Genomic DNA, 21,540 nt, shown 5'->3' on the forward strand with positions numbered 1-21,540 from the left:
ATCCTGCAGCGCCTGTCGGCGGCATCATCAGCCGGCGCGACGCAACAACCAGAAGCCGGCCAGGGTGCAAATAGCGGCGGGCACCAGCACCGCGAACAGCGGCGAGAAGCCGAACACCAGGCTCGACGGCCCCAGCAAGTCCTGGGCGATGCGGAAGGTAAAGCCCACCAGCACCCCGGTGAACACCCGCTGCCCCAGGGTTACCGAGCGCAAAGGCCCGAAAATGAAGGAAATCGCCATCAGCACCAGGGCGGCGGTGACCAGCGGTTGCAGCACCTTGACCCAGAAGGCCAGCCAGTACCGGCCGTTGTTCAGGCCCTGGTCCGCCAGATAGTGGATATAACCCCACAGGCCGGTGATCGACAATGATTCCGGGGCCATGACCACGGTGCTCAGCAATTGCGGGCTCAACGCTACGTCCCAACGCTCATCCGGGGTGCTGATGACCTCGGTGTGGCCTTCACGGAAGTAGGTGGTGGTGACATCCGTCAGCTGCCAGTAATCCTTGTCGAACTTGGCATGCTTGGCGAAGCTCGAGGACAGCAGGTGGCGTTCCTTGTCGAAGTGGTAACGGGTCACGCCGTACAGCAAACCATTGGGCTGGACCGCGTTGATGTGGATGAATTCATCACCCTGGCGGTGCCACAGGCCGTGCTTGGAGCTTTGCGCATCGCCCGAACCCTGGGCCAGGGCGCGGTTAGCCTGGGCCTGGCTTTCGGTGGCGGGCGCCACGTACTCACCCACCAGCACGCCGACCAGCATCAGCACCAGCATCGGCTTCATCACCGCCCAGACGATACGCCCGACCGAAACACCGGCCGCACGCATGATGGTCAGTTCGCTGTTGCTGGCCAGGCTGCCCAGGCCGATCAGGCAGCCGATCAGCGCCGCCATCGGCAGCATCTCGTACACCCGACGCGGCGCGGTCAGTAACACGAAGCCCAGCACGTCCATCACGGTATAGCTGTCGCTGACACTGCCCATCTCATCGATAAAGGCGAACAACGAAGCCAGGCCGAGAATAATCCCCAGCACCGCCAGGATGGCCATGAATACACTGCTACCAATGTAGCGATCGAGCTTAACCACGGGCCATCTCCTGCACGCTGCGGCGACTCGCCAGTTTCAAGCGCAAAGGCTCCCAATACAGCAGGGCCAGGCCGACCAGCAGGAACAACACATGCACCCCCCATAGGCCCAGCACTGGCGACAGCTTGCCCTTCTCCAGGGAACCACGGGCGGCAATCAGGATAGTCAGGTAAGCCATATAAAGAAGAATCGCCGGAATCAGCTTGAGGAAACGCCCCTGCCGCGGGTTGACCCGCGCCAACGGCACGGCCATCAGGGTCACGATAAACACCAGCAACGGCAGCGACAGGCGCCATTGCAACTCGGCCACGGCCCGCAGGTCGGTCTTGCCGAACAGGTCGCGGGTCGGCATGGCGTCGCGGTCGGTGACTTCGTCACTGACGTCCGGCTTGGCCAGCAATACGCCGTAGGTGTCGTACTTGATCACCCGGTAATTGGCCTCGCCCGGGTTGCCGTCATAGCGATAGCCGTTTTCCAGAATCAGGTAGCGGTTGCCGTCCGGACGGATGTCCTGGTGGCCTTTTTCGGCGACCAGCACCGAAATCCCCTGGTCCTTCTTGTCCTTGTTCAGGCGTTTTTCCGAAATGAACACGCCGCCCAGATTGGCCCGGTCCTCGGACAACTGCTCGGTATAGGTCACACGAGTACCGTCGTTGAGCGCCTGGAAGCGACCCGGCACCAAGGTGTCGAACTCGGTCATGGCGTCCTGCTTGTTGAGCAGCAGCTGGAACTGGTTCGCTCCCTGCGGCGCCAGGCCCAGGCTCAACCAGCCGACCAGCACGGCGATCAGCGTGGCCGGAATCATGGTCATGCCCAGCAGTCGCTGCTGGCTCATGCCCGTGGCCGAGAGCACGGTCATTTCACTTTCGAGGTACAACCGGCCATAGGCCAGGAGAATGCCGAGGAACAGGCCCAGCGGCAGAATCAGTTGCAGGAACCCGGGCAGACGAAAGCCCATGATCAGGAACAGCGAACCCGGATCCAGCGCTCCCGAGGCAGCTTGGGCCAGGTATTTGACGAAGCGCCCGCTCATGATGATGACCAGCAGCACCGCGCTCACGGCGCTCAGGGTCAGCAGAACTTCGCGAGATAGATAACGAAAGACGATCAAACCAGACACTCCAGGGCTGTCAGGCTAAGGCGGCCAAACAAGCAAACGTATCGAGCCGGCCCGCCAAGGCAGGCCGCCGAAAAAAGATGGCGCATTATCCTGTGAATGCGTGCGCCTGTCACTGCACATGCTCATGCAGGCCTCTAAAGCGGCGAAGTTCGCACGCTGGAGGGTTGTCAGGCTCGGGCGGCGAGGTTCAAACTGGCGGCTTTGTCGTCGCTGGCTGACGATACTTTCTTCTATGTATAGATACGCCCCGCGCAGGGCATCGACCTTGCGCTCTTTGACCATTACCTCAGGGATCCGGACATGGAACTGGTTGTAAAAAGCGTTAGCCCAGAAACCTTGAAGACCGCCACTCTGGTGGTCGCCATCGGCGAAGGCCGCAAGCTCGGCACGGTCGCCAGCCAACTCGACGAACTCAGCGGCGGCGCCATCAGCGCCGTCCTCAAGCGCGGCGACCTGACCGGCAAGGTCGGCCAAAGCCTGCTGCTGCACAACGTGGCCAACCTCAAGGCCGAACGCCTGCTGCTGGTCGGCATCGGCAAGGACGCTGAACTCGGCGACCGCCCGTTCCGTAAAATCGCCAGCGGCGTACTCAATACCCTCAAGGGCCTGGGCGGCAGTGATGCCGTGCTGGCACTGGACGAAGTGGTGGTCAAGGGCCGCGACAGCTACGGCAAGTCCCGGCTGCTGGCCGAAACCCTGGTCGATGGTGGCTATGTCTTCGACCAGTTCAAGAGCCAGAAGGCCGAACCCCGCGCCCTGAAGAAAATCACCCTGCTGACCATCAAGGCCGCCCAGGCTGAAGTCCAGCGCGCAGTCACCCACGCCACGGCCATCGCCAATGGCATGGCTTTCACCCGCGACCTGGGCAACCTGCCGCCGAACATCTGCCACCCGACCTTCCTCGGCGAACAGGCCAAGGCCCTGGGTAAAGAGTTCAAGGGCTTGAAAGTCGAAGTGTTCGACGAGAAAAAGATCAAGGAACTGGGCATGGGCTCGTTCTATGCCGTGGGTCAGGGCAGCGACCAGCCTCCACGCCTGATCGTCATGCAATACAACGGCGGCAAGAAATCCGAGAAGCCGTTTGCCCTGGTCGGCAAAGGCATCACCTTCGACACCGGCGGCATCAGCCTCAAGCCGGGCGCGGGCATGGATGAAATGAAGTACGACATGGGCGGCGCAGCCAGCGTCTTCGGCACCCTGCGCGCGGTCCTCGAGCTCAAGCTGCCGATCAATCTGGTGTGCATCCTGGCCTGCGCCGAGAACATGCCAAGCGGCGGCGCGGCGCGTCCGGGCGACATCGTCACCACCCTGAGCGGCCAGACCGTGGAGATCCTCAACACCGACGCCGAAGGCCGCCTGGTGCTGTGCGACGCCCTGACCTACGCCGAACGCTTCAAGCCGCAATCGGTGATCGATATCGCCACCCTGACCGGTGCCTGCATCGTAGCTCTGGGTTCCCACACCTCCGGCCTGCTGGGCAACAACGACGAGCTGATTGGCCAACTGTTGAGCGCCGGCCAACAAGCTGACGATCGCGCCTGGCAACTGCCGCTGTTCGACGAGTACCAGGAGCAACTGGACAGCCCGTTCGCCGACATCGCCAACATTGGTGGGCCGAAAGCCGGCACCATCACGGCGGCCTGCTTCCTGTCGCGCTTCACCAAGAACCTGAACTGGGCGCACCTGGACATCGCCGGCACCGCCTGGACCAGTGGCGGCAAGGACAAGGGCGCCACTGGCCGTCCGGTTCCCCTGCTGACCCAGTACCTGCTGGATCGCGCCAAAGCCTGAAACCCATGACCTCGGTCAGCGCCGCTTGCGGGCGGCGCCAGCCCAGGCTCAGGAATCGCAATGACCAAAGTCGACTTTTATATCCTTCCCAGCGCGGATCCTTCAGCGCGCCTGGATTTTGCCTGCAAGCTCACGGAAAAAGCCTGGCGCATGGGCCACCGCATCTACCTGCATTGCAGCGATGCCGCCCAGCGCGAAGACCTGGATGCCCGCCTGTGGCGCTTCAAAGGTGAGACCTTCGTGCCCCACGGCCCCGCCGAAAACGAGCCAGAGGGCTTGATTGTCCTTGGCCTGGGCGATGACTGCGGCGCCCACCAGGATCTGCTGGTGAACCTGGACCTGAAAGTCCCGGGCTTTGCCAAGGCGTTTGCCCGGATCGCCGAAGTCGTGGTCGAAGACCCGACGATTCGTCAGTCCGCCCGCGAGAGTTTCCGTTTCTATCGCGAACAGGGCTATCCTCTGCAAGATCACCGTTTACAGCGACTCTGAGCACCCGATGGACACTCCAAAACCGCAGCAAAAGTCCGCGCACCTGCTGGACGACCTCGAGTCGATCCGCCAACTGCTCGGCGATGACAACCTGCAACCGCCGCTGCTCACTGAGACCGTGAACGGCGACGTGCAAATCCCCCTGCTGTTCGACATGGTCGGCGGCAAGCAACCCGAGGCCGCCGTTGAGCCCGCCCCCGCCGCACCCGTCGAGGCGCCAGCCCCTATACCAGCGCCCACCCCGGCAGTGGCAGCACCTGTTGCCAACTCCGGCCCGGACGCCCTGCTGCACCTGGATCGCGAGCTGCGCGCCGCGGCGCAGTTGATCATGCAAGACGTGATCGACGACTTCGCCCCCCATATCGAAACCGAAATCAAACGCCGCCTCGAAGCACGTATGGAACGGCTGCTGAATAACCTTTAGCGCCTGCCGAGCTTGCGAGGCTGCGCGGGTCATCCGCAACGCCTTTGCTCCATCAGGTAGTTCTCTTGCGTCAGTCCCGGCCAGCGCAGCCTGCGGCAGCGGCTACAGGCCGATTTCGTAGGCGCCGCTGACCACAAGCAACGCCACTGCTTTCCCGGTCACGCCTGCGCATGCGGCTGGCCGGTAGCTTGCTGGCGGGCGCCTCCGCTATACTTGCCGGCTTTCCTGAATAAATGCCAATAGGGTCCCGCCGCGCATGGATAAGACCTACCAGCCGCACGCCATTGAAACTTCCTGGTACCAGACTTGGGAGTCCGAGAACTACTTCGCCCCGCAAGGCGCGGGCGACTCCTACACCATCATGATTCCGCCGCCGAACGTCACTGGCAGCCTGCACATGGGCCATGGCTTCAACAACGCGATCATGGACGCCTTGATCCGCTTCCGCCGCATGCAGGGTCGCAACACCCTGTGGCAACCGGGTACCGACCACGCCGGTATCGCCACGCAAATGCTGGTAGAGCGTCAGATCGAAGCCCAGGGCCAGAATCGTCATGACTTGGGCCGGGAGAAATTCCTGGAAAAAGTCTGGGAGTGGAAGGATCAGTCCGGAGGCAACATCAGCCGCCAGATCCGCCGCCTGGGTTCCTCCGTGGACTGGAGCCGCGAGCGCTTCACCATGGACGACGGCCTCTCGGAAGCAGTCAAAGAAGCTTTCGTACGCCTGCACGAAGACGGCCTGATCTACCGCGGCAAGCGCCTGGTCAACTGGGACACCAAGCTGCACACGGCGATTTCCGACCTCGAAGTGGAAAACCACGACGAGAAAGGCTTCCTGTGGAACCTCAAGTACCCGCTGGCCGACGGCGCCAAGACCGCTGAAGGCCAGGACTACCTGATCGTCGCCACCACCCGTCCGGAAACCATGCTCGGCGACTCCGCCGTGGCCGTGAACCCGGAAGATGAGCGCTACAAGGCCCTGATCGGCAAGTTCGTCGAACTGCCGCTGGTAGGTCGTCGCATCCCGATCATCGCTGACGACTACTGCGACCCTGAATTCGGCACCGGCTGCGTGAAGATCACCCCGGCCCACGACTTCAACGACTACGAAGTCGGCAAGCGCCACAACCTGCCGCTGCTCAACATCTTCGACAAGAACGCTGCCGTGTTGTCGGCCTGCCAGGTGTTCAACCTGGATGGCACGCTCAACGAAAGCATCGACGGCAAGATCCCGGCCGAGTACGCCGGCCTCGACCGCTTCGAAGCGCGCAAGCAGATCGTTGCCGCATTCGACGCCGCCGGCCTGCTGGTCAGCGTCGATGATCACGCCCTGAAGGTGCCCAAGGGCGACCGCTCCGGGACCATCATCGAGCCGTGGCTGACCGACCAGTGGTATGTCTCCACCAAGCCCCTGGCAGAACCTGCCATCGCGGCAGTGGAAGACGGCCGCATCGCCTTCGTGCCGAAACAATACGAAAACATGTACTTCTCCTGGATGCGCGACATCCAGGATTGGTGCATCAGCCGCCAGCTGTGGTGGGGCCACCGGATTCCGGCCTGGTACGACGAGTCGGGCAAGGTCTACGTAGGCCGCGATGAAGCCGAAGTACGGGCCAAGCACAACCTCGGCCCGGACGTTGCCCTGCAGCAGGACAACGACGTGCTCGACACCTGGTTCAGTTCGGGCCTGTGGACCTTCTCCACCCTGGGCTGGCCGGAGCAGACCGACTTCCTCAAGACCTTCCACCCGACTGACGTGCTTGTGACCGGTTTCGACATCATTTTCTTCTGGGTTGCCCGGATGATCATGCTCACCATGCACCTGGTGAAAAACGAGGACGGCACACCGCAGGTTCCATTCAAGACCGTGTACGTCCACGGCCTGGTCCGCGATGGCCAGGGCCAGAAGATGTCCAAGTCCAAGGGCAACGTCCTGGACCCGCTGGACATCATCGACGGCATCGAGCTCGAAGCCCTGGTGCAGAAACGCACCACCGGCCTGATGCAGCCAAAACTGCAGAAGTCCATCGAGAAGCAGACCCGCGCCGAATTCGCCGACGGTATCGCCAGCTATGGCACCGACGCCCTGCGCTTCACGTTCTGCTCCCTGGCGTCCACCGGTCGCGACATCAAGTTCGACATGGGCCGCGTCGAGGGTTATCGCAACTTCTGCAACAAGATCTGGAACGCCGCGCGCTACGTGCTGGACAAAGGTGAAGACTGCGGCCAGAACGGCGAGGCCTACGAGCTCTCCCTGGCGGATCGCTGGATCATCTCGCAGTTGCAACGCACCGAAACCGAAGTCACTCGCCAGCTCGACCAGTTCCGTTTCGACCTGGCTGCCCAGGCGCTGTACGAGTTCATCTGGAACCAGTACTGCGACTGGTACCTGGAGCTATCCAAGCCTGTGCTGTGGGACGAGAACGCGCCGGTCGAACGCCAGCGCGGCACCCGTCGCACCCTGGTGCGGGTGCTGGAAGTGGCCTTGCGCCTGGCTCACCCGTTCATGCCGTTCATCACCGAAGAAATCTGGCAGCGCCTCGCGCCGCTGGCCGGCAGCACGGGCAAGACCATCATGCTGCAGCCTTGGCCGGTGGCCAATGAAGCACGCATCGACGAGGCCGCCGAAAGCGATATCGAGTGGCTCAAGAACCTGATGCTCGGCACCCGCAACATCCGCGCCGAAATGAACATCGGTCCAGGCAAGCCGCTCGCGGTGTTCGTGAAAAATGCCAGCGCCGAAGATCAGCGTCGTCTCACCGAGAACGATGCGCTGCTCAAGAAGCTGGCGAAGCTGGAGTCGATCACCGTATTGGCCGCAGGCGCAGAAGCACCGCTGTCCGCCACCGCCCTGGTCGGCGAGATGGAAGTGCTGGTGCCCATGGCGGGCCTGATCGACAAGGGCGCCGAACTGGCACGCCTGGACAAGGAAATCCAGCGCCTGCAAGGCGAAGTGCAGCGGGTCGGCGGCAAGCTGTCCAATGCCTCGTTCGTCGACAAGGCCCCGGCCGAAGTCATCGACAAGGAACGCGCCAAACTGGCCGAAGCCGAACAGGCTCTGGGCAAGCTGGCTGAGCAGCACGCACGGATTTCCAGCCTGTAAGGTGGGACCCGGGTGAAAAAAGAGACCTTCGGTCTCTTTTTTTATGGGCGGCCACTTTTGACCGGGCTTGCCCAGGAATATGGGACAATAGCCGCCACTTTTGAAACAAGCCCAGAATCGACGCAGCCCATGACCGCCCCCAGCACACTCAAAGCACCGCGCAAGAAGCCAAAACCCGCCACCCCGGCCAAGGCCGTCGTGCCCCGGAAAGAGGCCACCCTGCACCCGCGTAACCGCCATCAGGGCCGCTACGACTTCCCGGCCCTGATCAAGACCACGCCGGAGCTGGCGCAGTTCGTGATCATCAACCCGTACGGCAAGGAAAGTATCGACTTCGCCAGCCCCGACGCGGTACGGGTGTTCAACCGCGCGCTGCTCAAGGCCTTCTACGGCATCAAGCACTGGGATATCCCGGCCGATTACCTGTGCCCGCCGGTGCCAGGGCGTGCCGACTACGTGCACTTCCTCGCCGACTTGCTGGCCAGCGTCAACGAAGGCGTGATCCCCCGTGGCGCGCCGGTCAAGGTGCTGGACATCGGCATGGGCGCCAACTGCGTCTACCCGCTGATCGGCTACAGCGACTACCGCTGGCACTTCCTCGGCTCGGAAATCGACCCGACAGCCGTGGCCGCCGCCAAGGCGATCGTGCAGTCCAACGGGCTGAGCAAGGCCATTCAACTGCGCCAGCAAAGCAATCCCAAGCACATTCTGCTGGGCCTCCTGGAGCCGGGCGAGCGCTTTGACCTGACCATGTGCAACCCGCCCTTCCATGCCTCCATGGATGAAGCGACCAAAGGCAGCGAACGTAAATGGCGGGCACTGGGCCGCGCCGACCCGAAACGCAAATTGCCAGTGCTGAACTTCGGCGGCCAATCGGCTGAACTGTGGTGCGAAGGTGGCGAGGCGCGGTTTGTGACCCAGTTGATCGCAGAGAGCGCACACTTCCAGCACAAAGTGCTGTGGTTCAGCACCCTGGTGTCGAAAGCGTCCAACCTGCCGGCGATTCAGACTGCGCTGAAGAAGGCCGGGGTGCTGGAGAGCCAGGTGGTGGAGATGTCCCAGGGGCAGAAGCAGAGTCGCTTTGTCGCCTGGACCTTCCAGACGCCGAGCGAACAACAGATCTGGCGCCAGCGCTGGGTGCGCAAGGACTAAAAGCTGCAGGCAACAAAAAACCGTGCCCGGATCGCTCCGGAGCACGGTTTTTTTTGCTGCGTCTTACTTGTTAACAGCGTCGGTCAGGCCTTTAGCCACGACCAGCTTGATAACTTTCTTGGCAGCGATTTCGATGGCAGCGCCAGTCGATGGGTTACGGCCAGTACGGGCAGGACGCTCGGTCACTTTCAGCTTGCCGATACCTGGCAGAGTGATTTCGCCGCCATTTTCCAATTGATCAGCAACGATTTGGGCCAGTTGGTCCAGTGCGTTACGCGCGGTGGTTTTCGGCGCGTCGATAGCTTCAGCGATATCAGCGATCAGTTGGTCTTTAGTAATAGCCATTGTGGTGTTCCTTCCCTATCAAATTCATTTGGATTGCAGAGTGCAGTGTCAGCCATCGAGCCAGATCTTTTGGATCTGGCACCCCGGTTACAACCACGACAGATCGGGGTTATAGATACCGAAATCAGGGTTTGGTTCGACCTGACAAATGCTGAATGCACGCTTAACGCTGATACATCGCGTAAGACGGGGCAAAACTAGCACAGAGACGGGGAAATATCCGCCTCTACCTAGCCATTTGGTCAGCTTTATTGCTCTAAATCCGTAAAAAATTGCATAAGCCCCGGGGTCTGGCCATTCCTGTCCCGGCAAACACCGCCAAAACCAGCAGGTGCGGTACACTGGGCACTTTTTCGGGGAGCCCGCCCTCCCCCAGCCAACCAGCCGAGAAGCCCATGCCGATCCGTCATTGCATCGTCCACCTGATCGACAAAAAACCCGACGGCACCCCTGCAGTTCTTCACGCCCGCGACTCCGAACTGGCCGAGTCCGCGGCGATCGAAAACATGCTTGCCGACCTCAACGAAAGCTATAACGCCAAACAGGGCAAGGCCTGGGGTCTGTTCCATGCCGAATCCGGGGCGCACCCCTTCAGCGGCTGGCTGAAGGAGTACCTCGATGGCAGCAAGGACTTCACCGCATTCAGCCGGGTTGCGGTCGAGCATCTGCAGAAGCTAATGGAAGAGTCCAACCTGTCGGTCGGCGGCCATGTGTTGTTCGCTCATTATCAGCAAGGCATGACCGACTACCTGGCGATCGCCCTGCTGCACCACAGCGAAGGCGTGGCGGTCACCGACCAGCTGGACGTGACCCCCTCGCGCCACCTGGACCTGGGCCAACTGCACCTGGCCGCGCGGATCAACATTTCCGAATGGCAGAACAACAAGCAGTCCAAGCAGTACATCTCGTTCATCAAGGGCAAGAACGGCAAGAAGGTCTCGGAATACTTCCGTGACTTTATCGGCTGCCAGGAAGGCGTCGACGGCCCCGGCGAAACCCGGACCCTGCTCAAGGCCTTCAGTGATTTCGTCGAAAGCGAAGACCTGCCCGAAGAAGACGCCCGGGAAAAGACCAAGACCCTGGTCGACTACGCCAGCAGCCAGGCCAAGCTCGGCGAACCCATGGGCCTGGAAGAGCTCTCGGAGCTGATCGACGAAGACCGCCCCAAGGCTTTCTACGACCATATCCGCAACAAGGACTACGGCCTGTCGCCGGAAATCCCTGCCGATAAACGCACCCTCAATCAGTTCCGCCGCTTCACCGGGCGCGCCGAGGGCCTGTCCATCAGTTTTGAAGCCCACCTGCTGGGCTCGAAGATCGAATACGACGAAGAGGCCGGGACCCTGATCATCAAAGGCCTGCCGACCCAACTGACCGATCAGCTCAAACGGCGTAACTGATGGTGGGCGGCGTACTGAAAAAGGTACTGCTGATCCTGCTGGTGGTAGTCCTGTATCAGAACTGGGGCAAGATCGAACGCCTGTTCAACCCGTCGGGGATGGCATCGGAGCAGGTCCGGGCCAACGCCCGGGTCGTGCTCTATGCCACTGACTGGTGCGGCTACTGCAAGGCCACCCGGCGCTTCCTCGATCAGAAGGGCATTGCCTACCGCGAGTTCGATATCGAAAAAGACACCCAGGCGCGCAGTGCCTATGAGGCCCTGGGCGGGCGCGGCATTCCGATCCTGGATGTCAACGGTAGCTTGATCCGCACCTATGACCCCGAGGCCATCATGGCGGCGCTGAAGTAACAGCGCGCCGCCATTTGCCCTCGATTACTGGGCTTCGATGCGAAAGCCCAGGCGCGGAAAGTGCACATGCACCACACCGCCACGGGGGTCTTCGCGACGCAGGATCAGTTCCTCGCTACCCGCGAACAACAACTCCCCCAGCACCGGGTCGACGCCGTAGTCGGTCGCCGCAATCAGCACCTGCTGCCCGGGCTTGAAGCCATTGGGGTCGATGAACGGCTCGGCCGGCAGCGCCGCCGGCGTGGCCGTGCGGGCTACCTCCAGCGCTTCCTCGGCGCTCATGTCGCTGGCGGCGCCATGGCCGAAGCCCATTACCCGCGCGTGCCAGGCGCTTACCGCAGGGTAGGCATCGACCAGAGGTGCAGTGACCGGCGTCGCCTTGAGGAACCACAGCGGATGCGCCAGGGCGAAGTCGGCAATCGAGGGCTCGCCGAACAGAAAGTCGCCCTGCTCGCGCTGCAGTTGCTGCTCGAGGCGAGCCATGAGGGTCGGCCACTGATGCTTGGCCTGCTCAGCAGAGACGCGGGTGGCACTGCCGCCACTGAACAGCCCGGCGCGGTCTGCGAGAAAGGCCTTGATCGCTTCCGGCGACAACTTGCCAAAACGCACGGCGACCGATTCCGGCTGGAACACCAGGCTCACCGCATGCTGGAACACCACCGAATCGGCCCACGCGGCGAACGCGGCAACCACCAGTTCCTGGCCTTCGGGGTACAACGTCGGCGCGGCCTTCTCCTGCTCCAGGCGACGGGCGATCAGGGCGGTGTCGCAATAGATATCGGCCCCCACCTGCAACACCGGCGTCTTGCGATAACCACCGGTCAGCGCCGTCAGATCAGGTTTTGGCATCACCGGGGAAATCTTCACCGAGCGCCAGGACAGGCCCTTGAAGCCCAGCAGCAGGCGCGCTTTTTCCGCAAAAGGAGAAGTCGGGTAATGATGGAGAATCAACTCTGACATGCTGCAGTCCGCCGGATAAGAAGGGGAATGCAGCTTAGCGCGCAAATCCCCGACGGCCTACAGATGCGCCTGATGGGAACTTATCAATCAGGGTGATAAGCCCGGGCCGGCCGAGGCCACCAGGCATTCCTTGGCGCTTTTTCGAAGCTTTTTGATCAGCCGCTCCTGGCGCAACGCATCACTCTTGTCGCGGCAGACTTCGGTGTACACCAGGGCCACCGCTGGGCTGGAAAGGAAGAAGCGCGCGCCCTTGCCGCTCTGATGCTTGGCAAAGCGCTTGTGCGGGTCGTCGCTGATGCCGCAGTACAACGAACCGTTGGCCGCCCTGACCAGGTACACAAACCAGGGTTTGCTGGCCACGACGGCAGGTTCGGGTTCGGCGCAGGGGATTGGGCTGGGGGTGCTCACGTGACGATCAGGGCTTGTGGATAACAAGCCGCGATCTTAGCAGAGGACGCGCCTCAACGACCGGCCTGGAACGCCTTCAAGCCTTTCAGGGCCTGGCCGCGCACTGCGTTTTTGACCAGCGGCGTCCAGCCCAGCAGCAGGCCCTTGGTGCCCAACGCCTGCCGCGCCCAACGCCACAGGTCGAAGTGATCGTGGTGCTCGCAGATCTTGCCGTCACGAAACACGAAGCGCGCCTGGATATCGTTGACCACGATGTTGCCGGTCTGGCTGAACAGGTAAGTCGCGACCCAGTGCGCGCCGCCGGTGCGCTCATCGGCGCGGACGTTGTCGAACGTCAGGGAAAAGTCCTTGGCCCGGGTCGTGAGCAGGCGCCACATGTCGCCGGCATCGCGCCCGCGCAACTCGCCGAAGGCCGGGTCGCTGAACAGCACATCGTCGGTATAGCAGGCAGCCATGGCCTCGGCATCCAGGCGCTGGAACGCTTGATAGAAGGTGGTAATCAAGGCGCTGTGGGCATCACTCATGGGCAGGCTCCGAACGATCAAAATATGATGCGCACAATAATCTGCCCACGCGCAGAACACTATCGGCATTCGTGGCGGGAATACCGAGAGTGGTGCGGGTCAGATTTTTTCGCTTTCGACCTGCACAAACAGCGAGCGGCCGGCACCCAGGCCGGCAGCGATGGCCCCCAGGCCGATCACCCCGAAGATCCAGCCCAGGGCCGTCCAGCCGCCGGTCCAGTCGTGCACCAGACCGACTGCGAATGGCCCCATCGAGGCCAGGGTGTAACCGATGCCCTGGGCCATGCCCGACAGGTTGGCCGCCACATGAGCGTCGCGAGAACGCAGCACAATCAGGGTCAGGGCCAGGCTGAACGTCCCTCCCTGCCCCAGCCCGAGCAGGATCGCCCAGCCCCACAGCCCGTCGATCGGCGCATACAGGCAACCGAACAGGCCGCCCAGGGTCAGCAGCATGACAATCACGATCGCCAGGCGCTGGTCCTTACCACGGGTCGCCAGCCAGGGCGCCGCCAGGGAGCTGGCCAGTTGCACGATCACCGAACCGGACAACACCAGCCCAGCCTGGGTCGGGGTCAGGCCACGACCAATCAGAATCGACGGCAACCAGCCAAAAACGATGTAGGCCAGGGATGATTGCAGGCCCATGTAGAGGGTCACCTGCCAAGCCAGGGGGTCCCGCAACAGACCGCGCACGCGGTAGGCCGCATGATGCGCGCCCTGCTTCTTGCCGACCTGGGGCAGCCAGAACACTGCCGCCACCAGCGCCGGCAGCACCCAGAACCCCAGGCCCATGGCCCAGCTGTCACTGAAATGATGGCTGAGCGGCACCGTGGCCCCGGCCGCCATGGCCGCGCCCAGGCACAGCGCCATGGTGTAGACCCCAGTCATGGTGCCGGCGTGCTTGGCAAAATCGCGCTTGACGATTCCCGGCAACAGGACGCCGATCACGCCGATGCTGGCGCCGGCCAGCAGGCTGCCGGCAAACAGGCCGAACTCGCCAAGGCTGCTGCGCAGGATAATCCCGCCCGCCAGGGTCAGCAGAATCCCCAGCACCACCCGCTCGGCCCCGAAACGCCGCGCCAGCAGCGGTGCCAGGGGCGCGAACAGGCCCAGGCAGAGCACCGGCAAGGTGGTCAGTAACCCGGCCTGGGCCGCTGACAGGCCGAGGCTTTTAGAAACGTCGCTGAGCAGCGGCGCCATGCTCGATAGCGCCGGACGCAGGTTCAACGCCACCAGGATCAAGCCCAGCAACAAAAGCCAAGGGCGGCGCAGCACCGGGTGGCTGTGCTGGACCTGCTCGTCATCGGCCTCGGCGTCGATCAGCAGTTCTTCAAGTTCCGGCGTACGCCGGCTGGGGGATGGCGTGGCGTTGTCGGCCTGGTGACTGGACATGGGCTTCTCGGTATCAAGGTTCATTGATCAACTGCCGGGAAAGGGCTTTGGCCCGCTCCGGGTCACGCTGTTCCACCGCATCGAGCAGTTGCACATGCAGGTCGAAAACCTGCTGACGCCGTGGAGAAATATTCAGGGTCTTGCGCAGCTGGGCACCGACCACGCTGGAGAAGTAGCGGTACAGCTCGCTCAGGGTCGGGTTGTGCGCGGCATCCACCAGCAACCCGTGGAACAGCAGGTCGCAGGCGATGTAACGGTCCAGGTCGCCGTGATAATGCGCACCGCTGACCGCGAGCGCTTCGCGCAGGGCCCTGAGGTCCTCATCGGTGCGGCGCAGCGCGGCCAGGCCAATGGCCTCGACCTCGAGAATCTGCCGCGTCTCCCGAGCCTGCTCCTGGGTGCAGCCGGACAGCGCCTTGAGGGTGTCCAGAGGGTCGGCCAGGGCACGCAGGTAACTGCCATCGCCCTGGCGGATCTCGATCAGCCCGGAAAACGCCAGCACGCGCATGGCTTCACGCACGGTATTGCGGCTGATGCCCAGTTCGGCAGCCAGTTCCGGCTCGGTAGGCAAGCGCTGACCAACGCTCCAGGCGCCATGATTGATGCGCAGGCGCAGTTGCTCCAAAGCCTGGTCAACCAGGGAGCGTTTCACCAACGGGGAAATATCTGACATAAACCTCAGCCTTTCATCCAATCATCGGACGAATTTTCTGACATGTTAGTCAGCTTCATCTGAGAAGGCAAAAGGTTAGGGTTACGGAGCAGGCAATCTGGGAAAAATCCGATTGCTTAAAAAACCCTTTGAGGGTAATTTCCAATCACGCAATGCAAGGTGTCTTATGGAAAAGCACACAGCGCATTACCACCTGTCAGTGGTCAAGGCCGAGGTTTTGCGGCTCGGCGCCAGAGCCTTCACCCGATCCGCCCTGGAGGGCGGTCGAAGGCTCGGCCTGAGCCTTGGGCACATGCAGCGCATCGTCTGCACCCTGAAGCCCGCCATGCTCGACAAATCCATGACCAGCTACGCCGACCATCAACTCTGGCAGGACGTCTACCACGCAACACACCAGGGCCTGGAGATCTACATCAAAGTGACGTACCGCCCAGGCGGTAGCGCTCCGGTGATCTCCTTCAAGGAGAGAAACACATGAACCGACAGCAATGCATGAGTTGCGGCTCCCCCGATGAGATGAAGCCGTTCAGCCATCGCAGCGAAATCATCGACTACAAGCACCTGACCCGCCCGGTGCATGACCTGGCAGGCTGGGAATGCCAGGTCTGTGCCGAAGTCGAATTCGACGCTGACAGTGCAGATCGCTACGCCGCCGCCGGCGATCAACTGATCGAGGACTGCCGGCAATTGATCGCCGCCGAGATGAAACGCATGCGCCGCAAACTGCACCTCTCGCAAAAGGAGGCCGTGCAGCTGCTTTCCGGCGGTGGACACAATGCCTTCTCCCGCTATGAACGGGGTGAAGTCGCGCCGCCCCAGCCACTGCTGATGCTGATGCGCCTGCTCGATCGCCACCCTCACCTGCTGGCGGATGCCCGCGAATTGAGCGAGGCCGGCGACCTGCAGCAACTGCTGCTCGCACGCCATCCGCCGTACGAAACCACCTTGGCCAGTTGAACCCCAGGCAAAAATAAACCCGGCGCCAGGCCGGGTTTATCGTCAGACACCGGGCTCGATCAATGCAGGATCTGGCTCAGGAACAGCTTGGTGCGATCGTTTTGCGGATTGTCGAAGAAGTCGTTCGGCGCGGCCTGTTCGACGATTTCACCCTTGTCCATGAAGATCACCCGGTTGGCCACGGTCCGGGCAAAGCCCATTTCGTGGGTCACGCAGAGCATGGTCATGCCGTCTTCGGCGAGGCCGATCATGGTGTCCAGCACCTCTTTCACCATCTCGGGGTCGAGGGCTGAAGTCGGTTCATCGAACAGCATGATTTTCGGTTTCATGCACAAGGCGCGGGCAATCGCCACACGCTGCTGCTGACCGCCGGAGAGTTGCCCCGGGAATTTGTGCGCCTGCTCTGGAATGCGTACGCGCTCCAGGTAGTGCATGGCAATTTCCTCGGCCTTGCGCTTGGGCATCTTGCGCACCCACATCGGCGCCAGGGTGCAGTTCTGCAGGATGGTCAGGTGCGGGAACAGGTTGAAGTGCTGGAACACCATGCCCACTTCACGGCGGATCGCTTCGATCTGCTTGAGGTCATTGGTCAGCTCCACGCCATCGACCACGATGCGGCCCTGCTGGTGTTCTTCCAGGCGGTTGAGGCAGCGGATGGTGGTGGACTTGCCCGAGCCCGAAGGCCCGCACAGGACGATACGCTCGCCCTGTTTGACGTTGAGGTTGATGTCTTTCAACACGTGGAACTGGCCGTACCACTTGTTCACGCCCTGCATCTGGATAATGCCTTCAGGGCTCACAGGCTGTTTGATCGCTTCACTCATGAAAAAACTCCTAACGCTTGTGGCCAGTGTCCAGCTTACGTTCCAAATGCATGGAGTAGCGGGACATACCAAAACAGAAAATCCAGAACACCAGGGCCGCGAACACATAGCCTTCAGTGGCCATGCCCAGCCATTTCGGGTCGGCGGCGGCTTGTTTGACGCTGTTGAGCAGGTCGAACAGGCCGATGATGATCACCAGGCTGGTGTCCTTGAACAGGGCAATGAAGGTGTTGACGATGCCGGGGATCACCAGCTTCAGGGCTTGCGGCAGAATCACCAGGCCCATGCTGCGCCAGTACCCGAGGCCCATGGCCGCCGCCGCTTCGTATTGACCTTTGGGAATCGCTTGCAGACCGCCCCGTACCACTTCCGCCACGTAGGCCGACTGGAACAGGATCACGCCGATCAAGGCCCGCAGCAGTTTGTCGAAGTTCATGCCTTCAGGCAGGAACAGCGGCAGCATCACCGACGACATGAACAGCACGGTAATCAGCGGTACGCCACGCCAGAACTCGATGAAGGTCACGCAGACCACACGAATCGCCGGCATGTTCGAGCGCCGCCCCAGCGCCAGCACGATGCCCAACGGCAAGGCCCCGGCAATACCGACGGTGGCGATGACCAGGGTCAGCATCAGGCCGCCCCATTGGCTGGTTGCCACGTTGGTCATGCCGAAGATGCCGCCATGCAGCAGGAAGTAGGCAACGATCGGGTACAGCACCAGAAAGCTCAGGCCGTAGATCGCCTTGCGCGGGAAGCGCGAGACGAACAGCGGCGCCACGCCCACCACCGCCAGCCACACAGTCAGGTCCACACGCCAGCGCAGGTCCTGCGGGTAGTAGCCGTACATGAACTGGCCGAAGCGCTGCTGAATGAAGACCCAGCAGGCGCCCTCCTTGGTGCAGTCGGCACGCGTGGTGCCGACCCAGTTGGCATCGAGAATCGCCCAATGCAGGATCGGCGGCACCACCAGGTAAATCAGGTAGAACGCAAACAGGGTCAGCAGGGTATTGAGCCAGCTGGAGAACATGTTGGCGCGCATCCACGCCACCACCCCAATACTGCTGCTCGGAGGGGGCATGTCAGGTTTGAATGTATGAGTTGTCATGCGCGTTTCCTCACCGCTCGATCAGCGCAATGCGCTTGTTGTACCAGTTCATCAGCAGGGAAATGCTGATACTGATCGCCAGGTACACGCTCATGGTGATGGCAATGACTTCAATCGCCTGCCCGGTCTGGTTGAGCACCGTGCCGGCAAACAACGAGACCATTTCCGGATAACCGATACCGGCTGCCAGCGAGGAGTTCTTCGCCAGGTTCAGGTATTGGCTGGTCAGCGGCGGAATGATCACCCGCAGCGCTTGCGGAATGATCACCTTGCGCAGCGTTGGGCCGTTGCGCAGCCCCAGGGAGCGCGCCGCCTCGGTCTGGCCGTGGCTGACCGACTTGATCCCGGAACGCACGATCTCGGCGATAAACGCCGCGGTGTAGACGGTCAGGGCCAAGGTCAGGGCCAACAGTTCCGGGATCAGCACCCAGCCACCGACGAAGTTGAAGCCTTGCAGCTTTGGCAATTCCCAGTGCAGCGGCGCGCCGAAGATCAGCGCGCACAACCCAGGGATCACCAGGATCAACGCCAGGCCGGTCCAGAACTTGTGGAACGGCACGCCGGTGGCCTCGAAGCGCTTATTGGCCCAGCGGCACATCAGCACAATGGCGACGATGGCCAGTACCACGCTCACCACGAATGGCCAGAACCCGTCCGCCGCCTGGGCGGCCGGCATGTTCAGGCCACGGCTGCTGACAAAGAAGGTGTCACCGAAGTTGTGGCTGTTGCGCGGCCCCGGCATGGTCAGGAACACCGCGAAGTACCAGAACAGAATCTGCAGCAACGGCGGGATGTTGCGGAATACTTCCACATACACCGTGGCCAGCTTGCTGATGATCCAGTTCTGCGACAGACGCGCCACGCCGACGATAAAGCCGAGAATGGTCGCCAGGATCACCCCGATAAAGGTCACCAGCAGGGTGTTGAGCAAGCCGATGACGAACACCCGGGCATAGCTGTCCGATTCGGTGTAGTCGATCAAATGCTGCGCGATGCCGAAACCGGCGCTGCGCTCGAGAAAGTCGAAACCCGAGGTAATGCCCCGGTGCTGGAGGTTGGTTTGGGTGTTGTTGAACAGAAACCAGCCCAGCGAGACCACCGCCACAATGGTGATGATCTGGAATAACCACGCACGCACTCGTGGATCGCTGAGACTGAGCCTCTGCTTTGGTGCGCCGATTGAATTTTGCATGAAGTGCCCCAGAAATAATGGAACAGAACATCACCCGGTGGTTGGCCCACCGGGTGATAGAACCATCAGCGCACTGGTGGTGCGTATTGGATGCCGCCGTTGTTCCACAGCGCGTTCAGGCCGCGGTCGATGGCCAGTGGTGTGCTCTTGCCGAGGTTTTTCTCGAACACTTCACCGTAGTTACCTACTTGCTTGACGATCTGTACTACCCAGTCCTTCGGCAGTTTCAGGTCTTTGCCGTATTCACCGTCCGCACCCAGCAGACGTGCAACATCGGGGTTCTTGGTGGACTTGGCTTCGGCTTCGACGTTTTTCGAAGTCACGCCGGCCTCTTCGGCATTGAGCATGGCGAACAGGGTCCATTTGACGATGCTGAACCATTCTTCGTCGCCTTTACGCACGACCGGGCCCAGGGGCTCCTTGGAAATGGTTTCCGGCAGAACGACGTAGTCGGTCGGGGTCGCCAGCTTGCTGCGTTGTGCGTACAGCTGGGATTTGTCGGAAGTCAGCACGTCGCAACGACCGGATTCCAGCGACTTGGCGCTTTCATCGGAAGTGTCGAAGGTGATCGGGGTGTATTTCAGGCCGTTGCCACGGAAGTAGTCGGAAACGTTCAGCTCGGTAGTGGTACCGGCTTGGATGCAGATGGTTGCACCGTCCAGTTCCTTGGCGCTTTTGACGCCCAGCTTATTGTTCACCAGGAAGCCGATGCCGTCGTAGTAAGTCACGCCGGCAAACACCAGGCCCATGCCCGAATCGCGGGAGCTGGTCCAGGTGGTGTTGCGCGACAGCACGTCGATTTCGCCCGATTGCAGCGCGGTGAAGCGCTCCTTGGCGTTCAACTGGCTGAATTTGACCTTGGTCGCGTCGCCAAACACGGCGGCCGCAACAGCCCGGCACACGTCAGCGTCGATGCCCAGGATCTTGCCGGTGGCGTCCGGTACCGAGAAGCCCGGCAGACCGTCGCTCACACCGCATTGCACAAAGCCTTTTTTCTGCACTGCATCAAGGGTCGCACCCGCCTGCGCGAAGCCGCTCATACCCAGTACCGCGGCTGCCGTGACGACGGCCAGGGTGGATTTCAACATCTTCATTCAAACCTCCAGTTTTGCTCTTGTTGTGTCGGAGCTTGAGTCCTGCCGCACCCTTATGAGGCGCTGTTGACCCTGTGCTGGCTTTTTTTTAGGGTCAAGCGGCGTAAGACCTTCGCTATGAGTCTAGTAGGATAAATCCCCGTAACGGAGCCCCCACATCTCACCAATCGGCCGAACGGGCTGTAGCCCTTTCATGTTCGCGAAGCCCGTAGCGGCCAGTGGCGAACGTCCATCACCGGATTTTTGCTATGCCCCAGCCAGCGGCAGCCTGATAGTGTTACCGCCGGGGGTAAGTGCAATCACTTCGATATCCCTGTTAGCAAAGCCCGTACCATATTCAGCGCTTAAGCGTTTCAGCCAATGGTCAATAGCAAAACGTTCAACCTTGCGACATCTTCTTCACAGATCAACTTGCTGCGCACCTTGACCACGCACCTATTCAGCGCGCATGCACAACAATGGAGCAACCATGACCGAACCCTTGATTCTTCAGCCCAGCAAGCCCGTCGACGCCTGTGTTATCTGGCTCCATGGCTTGGGGGCAGATCGCTATGACTTCCTCCCGGTGGCCGAAGTCCTGCAGGAAACCCTGCTGACCACACGCTTCGTGCTGCCCCAGGCACCGACCCGCGCCGTGACCATCAACGGCGGTTATGCCATGCCCAGCTGGTACGACATCCTGGCCATGAACCCGGCCCGCGCGATCGACCGCGACCAGCTCGATCAGTCGGCAAAACAGCTTATCGAGCTCATCGAACAGCAACGGGCTGGCGGAATAGACGCCTCGCGGATTTTCCTCGCCGGTTTCTCCCAGGGTGGTGCGGTGGTGCTGCACACGGCCTTCCTGGAGTGGCAGGGCCCCTTGGGCGGCGTACTTGCCCTCTCGACCTACGCCCCGACCTTCAGCGACGAACTGCAACTTTCGGCCAGCCAACAGCGGATTCCGGTGCTGTCGCTGCATGGGCAATACGATGAAGTGGTGCAGAACGCCATGGGGCGGACCGCTTATGAGTATTTGAAACAGCATGGTGTCACCGTGACATGGCAGGAATACCCAATGGGCCATGAGGTGTTACCCGAAGAAATTCGCGACATCGGCGTCTGGTTGAGCGAGCGTTTACGCTAAAAACGAAACTTCCTGTAGT

Annotated in this window: 22 protein-coding genes; 10 read left to right on the plus strand and 12 right to left on the minus strand. The window is 61.6% G+C overall.

Going from position 1 to position 21,540, the window contains the following annotated elements; translation table 11 throughout:
- Nucleotides 1–27: 27 nt before the first annotated feature.
- Nucleotides 28–1,089, minus strand: a complete 1,062-nt coding sequence (lptG, locus tag AC19YX_RS20415; protein WP_078469951.1) for an LPS export ABC transporter permease LptG — start codon at nucleotides 1,087–1,089, stop codon at nucleotides 28–30.
- Nucleotides 1,082–2,200: an LPS export ABC transporter permease LptF gene (gene lptF, locus AC19YX_RS20420; RefSeq protein WP_078469950.1), complete on the minus strand. Its 1,119-nt coding sequence runs from the start codon at nucleotides 2,198–2,200 to the stop codon at nucleotides 1,082–1,084. Before lptF ends, lptG begins: the two co-directional genes overlap by 8 nt.
- Nucleotides 2,201–2,509: 309 nt before the next feature.
- Here lptF and AC19YX_RS20425 point away from each other — a divergent pair, with 309 nt between their 5' ends.
- From AC19YX_RS20425 to rlmF, 5 genes are all read left to right on the plus strand, one after another.
- Nucleotides 2,510–4,000 (plus strand): leucyl aminopeptidase, encoded by a 1,491-nt coding sequence (locus tag AC19YX_RS20425; protein WP_078469949.1) that lies wholly within the window; start codon nucleotides 2,510–2,512, stop codon nucleotides 3,998–4,000.
- Nucleotides 4,001–4,060: 60 nt separating this feature from the next.
- Nucleotides 4,061–4,489, plus strand: coding sequence for a DNA polymerase III subunit chi (locus AC19YX_RS20430; protein WP_500606864.1), 429 nt, complete (start codon nucleotides 4,061–4,063; stop codon nucleotides 4,487–4,489).
- A 7-nt stretch (nucleotides 4,490–4,496) separates the two neighbouring features.
- A complete protein-coding gene (locus tag AC19YX_RS20435) occupies nucleotides 4,497–4,913 on the plus strand; it encodes a DNA polymerase III subunit chi (RefSeq protein ID WP_500606865.1) in 417 nt (138 codons plus the stop codon).
- 256 nt (nucleotides 4,914–5,169) lie between these two features.
- A complete protein-coding gene (locus AC19YX_RS20440) occupies nucleotides 5,170–8,016 on the plus strand; it encodes a valine--tRNA ligase (protein ID WP_500606866.1) in 2,847 nt (948 codons plus the stop codon).
- 129 nt (nucleotides 8,017–8,145) lie between these two features.
- Nucleotides 8,146–9,168 carry a 23S rRNA (adenine(1618)-N(6))-methyltransferase RlmF gene (gene rlmF / locus AC19YX_RS20445; RefSeq protein ID WP_500606867.1) on the plus strand — a complete coding sequence of 341 codons (1,023 nt, stop codon included), beginning with the start codon at nucleotides 8,146–8,148 and terminating at the stop codon, nucleotides 9,166–9,168.
- 63 nt (nucleotides 9,169–9,231) lie between these two features.
- On the opposite strand, the gene AC19YX_RS20450 is transcribed toward rlmF, so the two are convergent.
- Entirely contained in the window at nucleotides 9,232–9,513 is a 282-nt protein-coding gene (locus tag AC19YX_RS20450) for an HU family DNA-binding protein (RefSeq protein WP_003440137.1), read from the minus strand.
- 395 nt (nucleotides 9,514–9,908) lie between these two features.
- On the opposite strand from AC19YX_RS20450, the gene yejK reads away from it, so the two are divergent.
- Nucleotides 9,909–10,913, plus strand: a complete 1,005-nt coding sequence (gene yejK, locus AC19YX_RS20455) for a nucleoid-associated protein YejK (protein ID WP_500606868.1) — start codon at nucleotides 9,909–9,911, stop codon at nucleotides 10,911–10,913.
- Complete coding sequence (locus AC19YX_RS20460) at nucleotides 10,913–11,263, plus strand: glutaredoxin family protein (protein WP_500606869.1); 351 nt, start codon at nucleotides 10,913–10,915, stop codon at nucleotides 11,261–11,263. The genes yejK and AC19YX_RS20460 overlap by 1 nt, the downstream gene beginning before the upstream one ends.
- Nucleotides 11,264–11,287: 24 nt before the next feature.
- Here AC19YX_RS20460 and AC19YX_RS20465 read toward each other — a convergent pair whose 3' ends face one another.
- The 5 genes from AC19YX_RS20465 to AC19YX_RS20485 all read right to left on the minus strand — a co-directional run bounded on the left by AC19YX_RS20465 (nucleotide 11,288) and on the right by AC19YX_RS20485 (nucleotide 15,220).
- The gene (locus tag AC19YX_RS20465; RefSeq protein WP_421547995.1) at nucleotides 11,288–12,223 is read right to left on the minus strand and encodes a glutathione S-transferase family protein; all 936 of its coding nucleotides are present in this window, start codon (nucleotides 12,221–12,223) and stop codon (nucleotides 11,288–11,290) included.
- 87 nt (nucleotides 12,224–12,310) lie between these two features.
- On the minus strand, nucleotides 12,311–12,631 hold the full coding sequence (locus AC19YX_RS20470) for a GIY-YIG nuclease family protein (RefSeq protein ID WP_500606870.1): 321 nt from the start codon (nucleotides 12,629–12,631) through the stop codon (nucleotides 12,311–12,313).
- Between the two features lie 53 nt (nucleotides 12,632–12,684).
- Nucleotides 12,685–13,155 carry a nuclear transport factor 2 family protein gene (locus AC19YX_RS20475; protein ID WP_078469940.1) on the minus strand — a complete coding sequence of 157 codons (471 nt, stop codon included), beginning with the start codon at nucleotides 13,153–13,155 and terminating at the stop codon, nucleotides 12,685–12,687.
- 99 nt (nucleotides 13,156–13,254) lie between these two features.
- Nucleotides 13,255–14,571, minus strand: coding sequence for a CynX/NimT family MFS transporter (locus tag AC19YX_RS20480; protein WP_078469939.1), 1,317 nt, complete (start codon nucleotides 14,569–14,571; stop codon nucleotides 13,255–13,257).
- Entirely contained in the window at nucleotides 14,561–15,220 is a 660-nt protein-coding gene (locus tag AC19YX_RS20485) for a FadR/GntR family transcriptional regulator (RefSeq protein WP_500606871.1), read from the minus strand. Before AC19YX_RS20485 ends, AC19YX_RS20480 begins: the two co-directional genes overlap by 11 nt.
- A 166-nt stretch (nucleotides 15,221–15,386) precedes the next feature.
- Between AC19YX_RS20485 and AC19YX_RS20490 the strand changes: the two genes are divergently transcribed.
- Together AC19YX_RS20490 and AC19YX_RS20495 are read left to right on the plus strand one after the other, a co-directional pair.
- Nucleotides 15,387–15,698 (plus strand): type II toxin-antitoxin system MqsR family toxin, encoded by a 312-nt coding sequence (locus AC19YX_RS20490; protein WP_078469937.1) that lies wholly within the window; start codon nucleotides 15,387–15,389, stop codon nucleotides 15,696–15,698.
- Nucleotides 15,695–16,177, plus strand: coding sequence for a type II toxin-antitoxin system MqsA family antitoxin (locus AC19YX_RS20495; protein WP_500606872.1), 483 nt, complete (start codon nucleotides 15,695–15,697; stop codon nucleotides 16,175–16,177). Before AC19YX_RS20490 ends, AC19YX_RS20495 begins: the two co-directional genes overlap by 4 nt.
- A 59-nt stretch (nucleotides 16,178–16,236) precedes the next feature.
- Here the strand turns inward: AC19YX_RS20495 and AC19YX_RS20500 are convergent, their stop codons facing one another.
- The 4 genes from AC19YX_RS20500 to AC19YX_RS20515 all read right to left on the minus strand — a co-directional run bounded on the left by AC19YX_RS20500 (nucleotide 16,237) and on the right by AC19YX_RS20515 (nucleotide 20,395).
- The gene (locus AC19YX_RS20500; RefSeq protein WP_003171943.1) at nucleotides 16,237–17,001 is read right to left on the minus strand and encodes an amino acid ABC transporter ATP-binding protein; all 765 of its coding nucleotides are present in this window, start codon (nucleotides 16,999–17,001) and stop codon (nucleotides 16,237–16,239) included.
- A 10-nt stretch (nucleotides 17,002–17,011) separates the two neighbouring features.
- The gene (locus AC19YX_RS20505) at nucleotides 17,012–18,109 is read right to left on the minus strand and encodes an amino acid ABC transporter permease (protein WP_078469935.1); all 1,098 of its coding nucleotides are present in this window, start codon (nucleotides 18,107–18,109) and stop codon (nucleotides 17,012–17,014) included.
- A gap of 10 nt (nucleotides 18,110–18,119) precedes the next feature.
- Nucleotides 18,120–19,301: an amino acid ABC transporter permease gene (locus AC19YX_RS20510; protein ID WP_078469934.1), complete on the minus strand. Its 1,182-nt coding sequence runs from the start codon at nucleotides 19,299–19,301 to the stop codon at nucleotides 18,120–18,122.
- A 65-nt stretch (nucleotides 19,302–19,366) separates the two neighbouring features.
- Entirely contained in the window at nucleotides 19,367–20,395 is a 1,029-nt protein-coding gene (locus AC19YX_RS20515; RefSeq protein ID WP_020298417.1) for an amino acid ABC transporter substrate-binding protein, read from the minus strand.
- A 469-nt stretch (nucleotides 20,396–20,864) separates the two neighbouring features.
- On the opposite strand from AC19YX_RS20515, the gene AC19YX_RS20520 reads away from it, so the two are divergent.
- Nucleotides 20,865–21,521: an alpha/beta hydrolase gene (locus tag AC19YX_RS20520; protein ID WP_500606873.1), complete on the plus strand. Its 657-nt coding sequence runs from the start codon at nucleotides 20,865–20,867 to the stop codon at nucleotides 21,519–21,521.
- Nucleotides 21,522–21,540 lie beyond the last annotated feature (19 nt).

The sequence above is a fragment of the Pseudomonas sp. MF09150 genome (assembly GCF_059862355.1).

Bases quoted from the DNA above. Each gene is read 5' to 3' on its own strand.
- AC19YX_RS20505 (WP_078469935.1), bottom strand. From the start codon at position 18,109: ATGACAACTCATACATTCAAACCTGACATGCCCCCTCCGAGCAGCAGT.
- AC19YX_RS20520 (WP_500606873.1), top strand. From the start codon at position 20,865: ATGACCGAACCCTTGATTCTTCAGCCCAGCAAGCCCGTCGACGCCTGT.
- AC19YX_RS20515 (WP_020298417.1), bottom strand. From the start codon at position 20,395: ATGAAGATGTTGAAATCCACCCTGGCCGTCGTCACGGCAGCCGCGGTA.
- AC19YX_RS20510 (WP_078469934.1), bottom strand. From the start codon at position 19,301: ATGCAAAATTCAATCGGCGCACCAAAGCAGAGGCTCAGTCTCAGCGAT.
- AC19YX_RS20500 (WP_003171943.1), bottom strand. From the start codon at position 17,001: ATGAGTGAAGCGATCAAACAGCCTGTGAGCCCTGAAGGCATTATCCAG.
- AC19YX_RS20485 (WP_500606871.1), bottom strand. From the start codon at position 15,220: ATGTCAGATATTTCCCCGTTGGTGAAACGCTCCCTGGTTGACCAGGCT.
- AC19YX_RS20475 (WP_078469940.1), bottom strand. From the start codon at position 13,155: ATGAGTGATGCCCACAGCGCCTTGATTACCACCTTCTATCAAGCGTTC.
- AC19YX_RS20435 (WP_500606865.1), top strand. From the start codon at position 4,497: ATGGACACTCCAAAACCGCAGCAAAAGTCCGCGCACCTGCTGGACGAC.
- AC19YX_RS20480 (WP_078469939.1), bottom strand. From the start codon at position 14,571: ATGAACCTTGATACCGAGAAGCCCATGTCCAGTCACCAGGCCGACAAC.
- AC19YX_RS20430 (WP_500606864.1), top strand. From the start codon at position 4,061: ATGACCAAAGTCGACTTTTATATCCTTCCCAGCGCGGATCCTTCAGCG.
- AC19YX_RS20465 (WP_421547995.1), bottom strand. From the start codon at position 12,223: ATGTCAGAGTTGATTCTCCATCATTACCCGACTTCTCCTTTTGCGGAA.
- rlmF (WP_500606867.1), top strand. From the start codon at position 8,146: ATGACCGCCCCCAGCACACTCAAAGCACCGCGCAAGAAGCCAAAACCC.
- AC19YX_RS20425 (WP_078469949.1), top strand. From the start codon at position 2,510: ATGGAACTGGTTGTAAAAAGCGTTAGCCCAGAAACCTTGAAGACCGCC.
- AC19YX_RS20460 (WP_500606869.1), top strand. From the start codon at position 10,913: ATGGTGGGCGGCGTACTGAAAAAGGTACTGCTGATCCTGCTGGTGGTA.
- AC19YX_RS20450 (WP_003440137.1), bottom strand. From the start codon at position 9,513: ATGGCTATTACTAAAGACCAACTGATCGCTGATATCGCTGAAGCTATC.
- yejK (WP_500606868.1), top strand. From the start codon at position 9,909: ATGCCGATCCGTCATTGCATCGTCCACCTGATCGACAAAAAACCCGAC.
- AC19YX_RS20495 (WP_500606872.1), top strand. From the start codon at position 15,695: ATGAACCGACAGCAATGCATGAGTTGCGGCTCCCCCGATGAGATGAAG.
- AC19YX_RS20440 (WP_500606866.1), top strand. From the start codon at position 5,170: ATGGATAAGACCTACCAGCCGCACGCCATTGAAACTTCCTGGTACCAG.
- AC19YX_RS20490 (WP_078469937.1), top strand. From the start codon at position 15,387: ATGGAAAAGCACACAGCGCATTACCACCTGTCAGTGGTCAAGGCCGAG.